This is a genomic window from Bradyrhizobium sp. 23 (assembly GCF_023073295.1).
Taxonomy (GTDB): Bacteria; Pseudomonadota; Alphaproteobacteria; order Rhizobiales; family Xanthobacteraceae; genus Bradyrhizobium; species Bradyrhizobium canariense_D.
Genome location: NZ_JADPJF010000042.1, coordinates 237136 through 244170, shown reverse-complemented (window position 1 = coordinate 244170; position 7035 = coordinate 237136). Strand labels below are relative to the sequence as shown.

Annotated in this window: 6 protein-coding genes; 2 read left to right on the top strand and 4 right to left on the bottom strand. The window is 62.4% G+C overall.

Annotation, left to right across the window (positions count from 1 at the left end; all coding sequences use genetic code 11):
• Positions 1 to 687: PHP domain-containing protein (locus IVB32_RS10920; protein ID WP_247410350.1), on the bottom strand; the 687-nt coding region annotated here is incomplete at its 3' end.
• Between the two features lie 455 nt (positions 688 to 1142).
• Complete coding sequence (locus IVB32_RS10915) at positions 1143 to 1862, bottom strand: outer membrane beta-barrel protein (RefSeq protein WP_085394829.1); 720 nt, start codon at positions 1860 to 1862, stop codon at positions 1143 to 1145.
• Between the two features lie 272 nt (positions 1863 to 2134).
• On the opposite strand from IVB32_RS10915, the gene IVB32_RS10910 reads away from it, so the two are divergent.
• Together IVB32_RS10910 and IVB32_RS10905 are read left to right on the top strand one after the other, a co-directional pair.
• Complete coding sequence (locus IVB32_RS10910; RefSeq protein WP_039799325.1) at positions 2135 to 2431, top strand: DUF3551 domain-containing protein; 297 nt, start codon at positions 2135 to 2137, stop codon at positions 2429 to 2431.
• Between the two features lies 1 nt (position 2432).
• The gene (locus IVB32_RS10905) at positions 2433 to 2681 is read left to right on the top strand and encodes a DUF3551 domain-containing protein (protein ID WP_018455048.1); all 249 of its coding nucleotides are present in this window, start codon (positions 2433 to 2435) and stop codon (positions 2679 to 2681) included.
• 147 nt (positions 2682 to 2828) lie between these two features.
• On the opposite strand, the gene map is transcribed toward IVB32_RS10905, so the two are convergent.
• Positions 2829 to 3578 (bottom strand): type I methionyl aminopeptidase, encoded by a 750-nt coding sequence (gene map / locus IVB32_RS10900; RefSeq protein ID WP_085353579.1) that lies wholly within the window; start codon positions 3576 to 3578, stop codon positions 2829 to 2831.
• 78 nt (positions 3579 to 3656) lie between these two features.
• Positions 3657 to 6806, bottom strand: a complete 3150-nt coding sequence (locus tag IVB32_RS10895; protein ID WP_247410349.1) for a GAF domain-containing protein — start codon at positions 6804 to 6806, stop codon at positions 3657 to 3659.
• Between the last annotated feature and the right edge of the window lie 229 nt (positions 6807 to 7035).

The window sequence follows — 7035 nt, the reverse complement described above, 5'->3', positions numbered from 1 at the left end:
CCGCCCGCCGGCGATGCAGAGCAGCGCGTCATGGGCTTCATAATCGTCGGTCGTGGCGAAATACGGCTCGTTGGTCGCAACCAGCGGCAGGCCCTTGGTGTAGGCGATGTCAATCAGGCTGCTTTCGACCCGCCGCTCCTTCTCGATGTTGTGGCGCTGCAATTCGATGTAGAGACGGTCTCCGAACAGGCTGGCCAGACGCTCGCAGCGCGCCGCCGCGAGCTCGGTATAACCGCCGGCAAGCGCCAGCGAGATCGGTCCGTCCGGACCGCCCGTCAGCGCGATCAGACCTTCGGTCTCGCCTTCGAGCCAGTCGAACTTGATGTGGGGAGCATGAGTGTCGGGCGTCTCCAGGAACGCGCGCGAGTTCAGCCGCATCAGGCTGCGATAGCCGCGCTCCTGCGCGGCCAGCAGCACCACGCGCGAGGGCAGCAGCACGTTGCGCGCATTGGGATCCTGGTCGCCGAACTCGATCGCGATCTCGCAGCCCACGATCGGCTGGATACCGGAGCCCGCCATCTTGTCGGAGAACTCCAGCGCACCGAACATGTTGTCGGTGTCGGTCAACGCCAGCGCCGGCTGATGGTCTTTCTTCGCTAGCTCGGCGAGCTTGGCGATCTTGATCGAGCCCTTGAGCAGCGAATAGGCCGAGTGAACGTGAAGGTGGACAAATCCGGCGCTCGGCATGGTCGCGTGACGGCCTCTTGCAGATGAGATGGAGCGGTCACCGGCACCGGAGGCATCCTGCACTCGCCCGGCCGACTCGCCTCATAATGGTGGGGCGTCATGGTGCCAGAGTCCACGCCGGAGCGGCCGATCGGCCGCGTCGTCCTGCTTTTCCCCAACCTAGGCCCGCGCCTAGAGCTGCGGGAGCACCTGGGCCCAGATCGCAATCATCCCGACAAACAGCGCGATCGACGCCAACGCGGCGGCCTCTTCAACGAAAATCCTGAACATGGCTTACTCCATGGTGAGAACGCATGAAGAACATTGTTCTCATTTCGTTCTCAGGAGTCAAGCCATCTCGACCATCTCCAAACAGAATGGTTAACCCGCTGAATTTAAGCAACAAAAAAGCCCCGGCCGATGGCCGGGGCTTTCGCCAACCGCTCGAAGTCGAGCGATCGATAGCAGTCTTTTACTCAGTAACGGCCGAGGCTCGGGCCGCCGAACTTGTAGTTCAAGCGAACGAGGCCCATGTCGACGTCCTGGCGGATGCGATCGGTGCCAACCAGGCCTGCGAACGTGACGTTCTTGTCCTGCAGGAAGATGTGGTTGTACTCGACGCCAACCGACCAGTTCGGGGCGAAACCGTACTCGAGGCCGGCACCGATCGTGCCACCCCAACGGGTCTGATCGTTCGAGGACAGCAGCGCCCCGCCAAGGGTCGAGACTTCATACTTGCTGCCGGCGACAGCCGCACCGCCCTTGGCGTAAAGGAGGACGTTGTTCCAGGCGTAGCCGATCTGACCGGTGATCAGACCGAACGAGTCGATCTTGGAGCGGTTGCGCGTCGCGAACAGCGCGCTGACGTTGTCGCCCGAGAAGTCAGCCCAGTTGCCCTGACCTTCGATACCGAACACCCACTGGCCCGACTGCATGCGGTAGCCGATCTGGCCGCCGACCGTGCCGCCGGTCGCATCGTGCGAACCCTCGCGGCCACCGCCGACGAGATCCCAAGTCGAATGGGCGGAACCGCCGCCGCCGTTGACGCCGATGTAGAAGCCGCTCCAGTCGTAGATCGCGGCGACCATCGCCGGCGCCTTGGTGTAAGGCCGCGCAGCGAGGTCAGCAGCCACCGCCGGTGCGGTCGCGCCGAGCGCGACAAGGCTCACAGCAGCAAGCAACAGATTCTTGTTCATTTGATTCCCGTTCCAGTTTCGTCGTTAGGCCCCCGGGCCGTAGCGTCGTCATAGCAGCGCTCGACAGAATTGCTGTAACCTCGACGCCACAGTTCGCGCCAAAGGATCGCGCTTCATTAATGAAGATTTACCAGCGCGCGCGGGAAACCCTTTGAAACAAGAGTTTTCATGAGTTCCATTGTCGACTACGACATACGCAGCATGCGCGCGTAACAACGTCGCGCGCACGTTCGCGTGATTGGAGAATCGAATGCGCAGACGAATTGCTCCCCATTGTCGCCACATTTTCGCTCGCCCTCGCCACATTTGGTTTCACGCTTAGCGCAAGCGTGCCTGCGCGCGCGTTCGGGACCCACCATGCCTTCTGCCTCACCGGCGATGAATGGCCGGGGCTGAGCAATTGCACGTTCGACACTTACGCGCAGTGCCAGGCGAGTTCGTCGGGCCGCGCGCTCACCTGCATCGCGAACCCGTATTTCGCAGGCCAGAGCGACGATCCCTACGCGTATCAGAACAGGCCGCGCGCGCAGGTGCCGGGTTATTCGCCCGGTTACTATTTGCCGCGCTGAGATGCGTCGCGCTCGCTTCGCGCTCCTCGCGATCGGCCTGCTGCTCGCCGGCGCGCCTGCGCACGCGCAGACCTACGATCCGAGCTATCCGGTCTGCATGCAGATCTACGGTCCCGTCGGCTATTTCGATTGCCGCTACACCTCTCTCGAGCAGTGCAGATTTTTAGCCCTCGGTCGGTCAGCGACGTGCGTGGCGAACCCGTATTTTGCGCAGAAGAAGCCCCCTCGCCACTCGCGGCGCGTCAATTAAATCGGGACTTCGATATGCGGCCCGCCTTGCGTTGAGCTTCCGACGCCACGCTCGGCAATCTGGTCGGCGAGACCGGCGCCGCCGCTGGCTCTGGATGATCGAACCCGTTCGGATGCTGCCCGAGATCCGGTGGCTTGAGGAGCCTCCTTAACCAGCCATCGTAACGATCAACGGTCCGCTTCGCGTGGCGATCACGGTGTGCTCGTATTGAACGGTCGGCGCCTCGGGGCTGCTGTAGAGCGTCCATGGATCATCGCCATCCTCTGCCCATTCCGCGCCAAGGGACAGGAACGGCTCGACGGTGAACACGAGGCCTTCGCTCATGATGCGGCGTTCGGAGCGGTCGGGCCACGTTGCGATCTCCGTCGGCTCCTCGTGGAGCGACAGGCCGACGCCGTGACTGGCAAGGTTCCTGACCAGGCTGTAACCGTTCTTCCGCGCAAAGGTCCCGATGGCCTGACCGATACCGGCAATCGGTTTGCCGGCTCCGACCTGCTGCAGGCCCGTCCACATCGCCCGCCGGCCGTCCCTGCAAAGACGTTCGACCGCGCGGGTTGCGGGTGGAACGGCGAATGAGGCTCCCGTATCCGCAAAGAAGCCGTTCTTCTCGGCTGACACGTCGATGTTCACGAGGTCCCCGCGCGCGATCCGCCGATCGCCGGGGATGCCATGAGCGATCTCCTCGTTCACGCTGATGCAGGTTGCGCCCGGAAAGTCGTAGGCCAGCTCCGGAGCCGAACGTGCACCGGCGGCCTCCAGCAGCGTTCGCCCGATCTGGTCGAGCTCGGAGGTGGACATGCCCGGCTCGAGCGCCTTTCCCATTGCCTCCAGGGTATTGGCGACAATGCGCCCGATCTCCTTCAGGCGCGCGAGGTCGTTGTCATCCGAGATTGTCATGTCATGCTCTTCCGAAAGCCGGGACATAGCCCTTATGAAGGCAGCTTGCAAACGGAAGAGATCGTTTCCAAAACGCGTTCAGATCTCGTCGAGCAAGGTGCGGACTTTGGCAGCCAGGTCTTCGATAGCGAAGGGCTTGGGAAGCAGATGCTTGCCGGCATCGAGCACGCCATTGTGAACGATTGCATTGCGCGTGTAGCCGGTGGTGAACAGCACTTTCAGCGCCGGGTATCGTTTCGACAGCTCGGCCGCCAGCTCGGCGCCGGTCATGTCGGGCATGACGACATCCGTGAACAGCAGATCTGGAACGAAACCATTTTCGATCGTCCTGATCGCCTCTTTGGCGCTGGCTGCCTCGATGACGTTGTAGCCAAGTTCGCGCAGGCTTTCGGACGAAATGTTGCGGACGCGCTCGTCGTCTTCCACGACGAGAATGGTTTCGTTCTGATGGCTTGCACCGGCGGGTATTTCTTCCTGTGACAGAGCTGAGCCCGCCTCCTCGCCGGCGAAGCGTGGAAGGTAGATCTTCACGGTCGTGCCAACATCGACTTCCGAGTAAATTTTGACATGGCCGCCCGACTGCCGCACGAAACCGTAGACCTGACTGAGGCCGAGACCGGTGCCCCTGCCCACGACCTTGGTCGTGAAAAACGGATCGAACACCTTGCCCAGCACGTCGGCCGGAATTCCCGTGCCGTTGTCCGTCACGGCCACGAGAACGTACTGCCCGGGTGCGAGTGCAGACTCGCGAGCATATTTTCGGTCTATCGAGACGTTGCTGGTTTCTACTGTCAGCCTGCCGCCCTTCGGCATGGCATCGCGCGCATTGACCGCGAGGTTGATCATCGCGCTTTCCAGCTGGGCCGGGTCTGCCTTGACCCGCCAGAGGCCAGCCGCCAGCACCGTCTCGAGGCGGATCAGCTCGCCCAGCGAGCGCTCGAGCAACTCGCTCATCCCGCCGACCATCTTGTTGATGTCCACGATCTCAGGCGCGAGCGGCTGTTGGCGCGAGAACGCGAGCAGCCTCTGCGTCAACGTGGCTGCGCGATTTGCACCGTCGATGGCGCCCTCGATGAAGCGGTCTATGCTGACCTCTCCCCTGCCGAGCCGCCGCTTGGCAAGATTCAGGCTGCCGAGAATCACGGCCAGCATATTGTTGAAGTCGTGGGCAATGCCGCCGGTCAACTGCCCGACGGCTTCCATCTTCTGGGATTGCCGCAATTGCTCTTCGGCCTTCATGCGCTCGGCAATTTCGTCGGCAACACGTTGCTCCAATCCGGCGTTGAGCGCCTCGAGCCGGGTCAAGAGCTGGGCGTTGTCGATAGCGGTGGCGGCATGGCCCGCAATACCAAGCAACGCGGACTCCTGCTCGGCTTGGAATTTACCCGTCTCGGCGTGACCGAAGAAAAGTCCGCCGAAAACTTCGCCGGTGCGCGAGATCACAGGGACCGCCAGGTAGGATCGGACCGGAAGATGGCCCTCGGGCATGCCTTTCCGCGGCGCGTTCTTGCCATAGCGGGGGTCCCGCAGGATATCGTCGGACCTCACCACGCCGGAGCCCTCGAAGGTCGGGCCAAAGACGGCTGTGTTACGCGGCATCGGAAAGTTTTCAAACGCGGATCGCGGCGCACCAGACAGCGAATACAGCATGTAGCTGCCGCCATCCGGCGCCAGAACGTTGTAGAAAAAGGCGCCGAATTGAGCACCGGTGAGTCCGACGCCGGCATCCGTCACGATCTGGACGATCTTGTCGAGGTCGCGTTCGCGAGAGACCGAGGCCCCGGTATCATTGAGTATTCTGAGATGACGCTCGGTTTTCTTTTGCGCGGTGATATCCAGAACCGTTCCGATGAACCGAACAGCTTGGCCGTTGGCAAAGATGGCTTGACCGGTCGCGGCGATCCAGCGTTCGACCCCATCCTCGATGCCAATGGTCCGGTATTCCATGTTGTAGTTTGCCGGCGCGTGCGGCGTCAGCGCCGCGGAGACGGCCTCGTGGGCGCGCTGCCTGTCTTCGGGATGAAGGCCCTTCAGGAACGACCCTTCATAGCTGACTTCGGCGTCCGGCGATAAACCGAACACCTCCTTGCAGCGGCTATCCCATCGAAGAACGTTGTTGACCGGGTCGTAGTCCCAGGTGCCGATACCAGCCGCCTTGTTTGCAAGCGTCAGTCGTTCGGCGGCCTCCCGCGCCGCCTGTTCCGATCGGACGCGCTCGATGTGGGCCCACGACCGTTCGGTCACTTCGGTGAGCAAGGCGAGTTCGCGCGGCGTCCACTGGTGCGGGCCCCGGTGATGGATCGCCATCAAGGCGGTGAGTTGCCCTTCTTTGACCAAGGGCATGCAAATCGTCGAACCGATCCCGATGTTCTGGAAAGTGGCGGCTTCCTCAGGCGCAAGCTCCTTCAAATTGTCATTGATGATCAGGGGCCTGCCGGCGCCGAGCTCTCGCACCGCCTTCTTCCCGAAGTCAGCCAGGCTGTAGTGACCAAGGATATGCACCGCGCCCGGCGCCGCCCAATCCCCGCGTATGGTGAAGCCGTCCTGGTCGGGATCCATATCGGCATAGGCACAGCTCGATACCTCGAGATGCTCGCCAAGCATCCTGGTCGTCACCGCCATCACGCCGTCGGCATCGCGGGTCCTGGCCGTCTCCTTGTTGAGTGCGTCCAGGAAAAGCAGCCGGGCTTCGTTCTCCCGCACGGCCGTCTCAGCACGGCGACGCTCAACGGCCGTGCGCGTACGCTCGGCAACATCGCGAATGAGCTCCAGCTCTTCGGGGCTCCATTCGCGCGGCCCGGCATTGTTCAAATACAGCAGCGCCACGACCCCATCGGCCTCCGAGATCGGCATGTTGACGAGCGCACGCGCAGAGATCGCCTCGAGAGCCTCGGCACGATCGCCGACGCGAGGGTCTTTTTCAGCATCGGCACAGATGACGGTCTCGCCCCGCTTGAGATCTTCGATGTAGCTGCCATAGTCGCGGAAGCGCAGCACGCCTGCGAGGCTCAGGATGCCCGGTGCGTTCCAGTCGCGGACAATGGTGATGGTCTCGGCTGAGGTGTCGACCGTGCCATAGCCCGCCCGGCTGACGTTCAGGCTGCGGCCGAGCAGTTCCGCCGCAGCATAGGCGAGATCGTCGGGATTGCTGATCTCTCGGATGAAGTCGCCGAGTGTGGCTAAGACGGAATTGCGATCGGCCGAGCGGATCCCGGTCGCTGTCGTCATTGGTCTTCCCCTGCCACGTTCCTAGCTCCACGAGGAGCTACTGCTTGATCGTCCCGCTGCTGTTCGCTTCGACCACAGGTAGCCCGCCTGACTTTCTGAGTGATGCAGCCGGGTCGCGCAAATTGTCTGCGCGATAACCGCATGATGGCATTTAGGTTCCTGTCGTCACCGTCCCCTTGGGAGATGCTGTTCTGCCTGCTCCCACATCGCCGCCAGATTGCCAATCCAG

Coding starts and splice junctions, on each gene's coding strand:
- IVB32_RS10915 (WP_085394829.1), bottom strand. CDS start 1,862: ATGAACAAGAATCTGTTGCTTGCTGCTGTGAGCCTTGTCGCGCTCGGC.
- IVB32_RS10905 (WP_018455048.1), top strand. CDS start 2,433: ATGCGTCGCGCTCGCTTCGCGCTCCTCGCGATCGGCCTGCTGCTCGCC.
- map (WP_085353579.1), bottom strand. CDS start 3,578: ATGACAATCTCGGATGACAACGACCTCGCGCGCCTGAAGGAGATCGGG.
- IVB32_RS10895 (WP_247410349.1), bottom strand. CDS start 6,806: ATGACGACAGCGACCGGGATCCGCTCGGCCGATCGCAATTCCGTCTTA.